Raw genomic sequence first — 2,355 nt, forward strand, 5'->3', positions numbered from 1 at the left:
TAAATATTTTCAATTATAAAGTTTTAATTTTTTGAATTATGCTGATTTCTTTTCTATCGCCTCATCTAAAAATTTGAAATATGGAAGTAACATCCCTATTAAAGAGGTGACACATATAATTGCACCGATAATTAAATATAGCACTCTTACTCCCCACATTTCACTCAATATTCCCCCTACTAACACACCTAACGGCATAGCGGATCGTATGAAAAATAAACGCACTGAAAATACTTGTCCTATCATATTATTCGGCACGGTTTGTTGGCATATTGTTGTGTTATGAACATTGAAAAATGCAATACAAATCCCTGCTATTACTTCAATTATTATTGCAATGATAATACTATGATTGAACCCTAATGAAATGTATGTGAGCCCCCCTATACACAATCCTCCAAGCATAAGTATACGCCGGCTTTTATATGTTACTTTTCCGACTACTACTGAACCAATTACGTAGCCAAGTGGAAAACCTGCCATAAAATAGCCGTACTCTGCATATCCCGCTAACAGCTCGTCTTTTATATAAGGAAGATTTGTGACCATCGTTACCCCTACTCCAAACTGCACGAAAGTAAGAAATATACCGAGCCAAACGATGATTGGTTTTGTAAAAAAATATGTAAAACCTTGAAGAAATTGTTCTAGCCACGTTTTTCGTATATCTGTTGTAGTTCTCTTTTCTTTTATATAAAGTAAGAAAGCACCACTAACAAATAGACAAATACATACGAAAGATAATGTAAGTTCTGTTCCAATGAAATGAATGACTACTCCGCCCAATACTGGCGCAAGAAACATCATGAGACGAGTCATTCCATCAATATACGCATTTGCGTCTTGAAGTTGTCCTTGACTTACAATGCTCGGTGTAATTGCCTGACTCGCAGGTGTATAAAGAGGTGTAATAAGTCCCACTACAATTTGAACAATATAAATGTGCCAAACTTCTATACTACCTGTAACTAGCATCACCAAAGGTAATAAGAATACGGACGCCCGTATCCATTGTGAAAAAATCATAATCCACTTCCGGCTCCATTTATCAATAAATGGGCCACTTATTAATTGCAGTATGAGTGATGGGATGAAATATAATAGCCACATACTACTTAAAGCCATTTCCGATCCTGTTAACTCATATACTAGAATTGAATTACATAACGTTCCGAAAGCCCCTCCTAATTCTGAGATTGCACTACCAATCCACATGAAAAAGAAAGAACGATTTTTCAATATATTTTTCAATTTCACACACCAACTTTTCTTTTATATTCCTCCCTTTATGTACATTCCCGTTGTTAATTATCTATTCAAAAACATATCTAATTCTTTCGCTAAAGACTGTACTGCTTTCTTTCTTAATACATATTTTCCGTCATGTATATCAACTAACTTCGCTGCACGTAACAATTTCAAATGATGGTGTACAGTCGATTTACCAAGCTGTAATCTTTCCGTTATTTCCTGTAATGTACGTTCTTTTTCAAACAACATTTTTACAATTCGCAATCTCGCTTCATCTCCAAGAGCCTTATGTTTTTGAACTAAAAAACAATTCGGTTCATACGGATCTTCAGGATGAATGCTTTCATTCGCAACTGGATAATGAAATACTTTCGTATCTTCAATATCCGCTTCAATATTCCACGGTCTGTACGTCATTTGCGGGATAAGAAGCACGTAATGAACACTTGGTTCTGGCATATAGTTAATGCCACCAGTAGCCCACTCAACAAACTCTTCTGGTTTCATCTTTTTATTCATTTCATTTTTTGCTTCATAATCTCGTTTTAATATAGAAAGTATTTGTTCTTCCTCTCTTTTAATAACACTCTCATACCAACCTGTCATAACAGCGATTAAATGCGATTTCAGCACTTGTACATCTACATTACATATAAAGCTAATATAAGTAGAAAAAAACTGATGATTATCTGTTAGTTCCTTTAGTTCGTGTATTGCACATACAACTCCCGTTGCAGCTAAACGTCTTTTCTCTTCATACTTCTCTCCTAAAAACGGTAAACATATAAATTTCAAATCTTCTTCTGAAAATGAATCAATTTTAAAATTAAACTGCGATAAATCTTGAAAATCCTCTTCATACAATAACTGGAGTAATGCTTTCCACGTATTATGTTCTTCTACAAACTGTAAGTGTTCTCTCATTTCTTCTGTTAATGCTTCCTTAATTTCTTCCCATTCATTTTGACTCTTTTCAAGAGTATCAATTAACCTTTTATGAGTAATCGCAGCAATGCCAAGTGCACATTCGAAAAGTATCGAATATTTCACCTGAACGTTGTATGTTTCCCTTTTTCTGCTCGTTATGAGATCGGAAAGAGCACA

2 protein-coding genes are annotated in these 2,355 nt (G+C 34.6%); both read right to left on the reverse strand.

All coding sequences use genetic code 11. The annotated features are described in order from the left end of the window. Positions 1-36: 36 nt before the first annotated feature. Positions 37-1,257, reverse strand: a complete 1,221-nt coding sequence (locus tag ACQGS6_RS26695) for an MFS transporter (protein ID WP_098397415.1) — start codon at positions 1,255-1,257, stop codon at positions 37-39. 51 nt (positions 1,258-1,308) lie between these two features. After that, the gene (locus ACQGS6_RS26700; protein WP_426965894.1) at positions 1,309-2,301 is read right to left on the reverse strand and encodes an ArsR/SmtB family transcription factor; all 993 of its coding nucleotides are present in this window, start codon (positions 2,299-2,301) and stop codon (positions 1,309-1,311) included. Positions 2,302-2,355: the final 54 nt, after the last annotated feature.

This window comes from Bacillus sp. GMs2/2 (assembly GCF_050172095.1).
Classification (GTDB): domain Bacteria; phylum Bacillota; class Bacilli; order Bacillales; family Bacillaceae_G; genus Bacillus_A; species Bacillus_A cereus.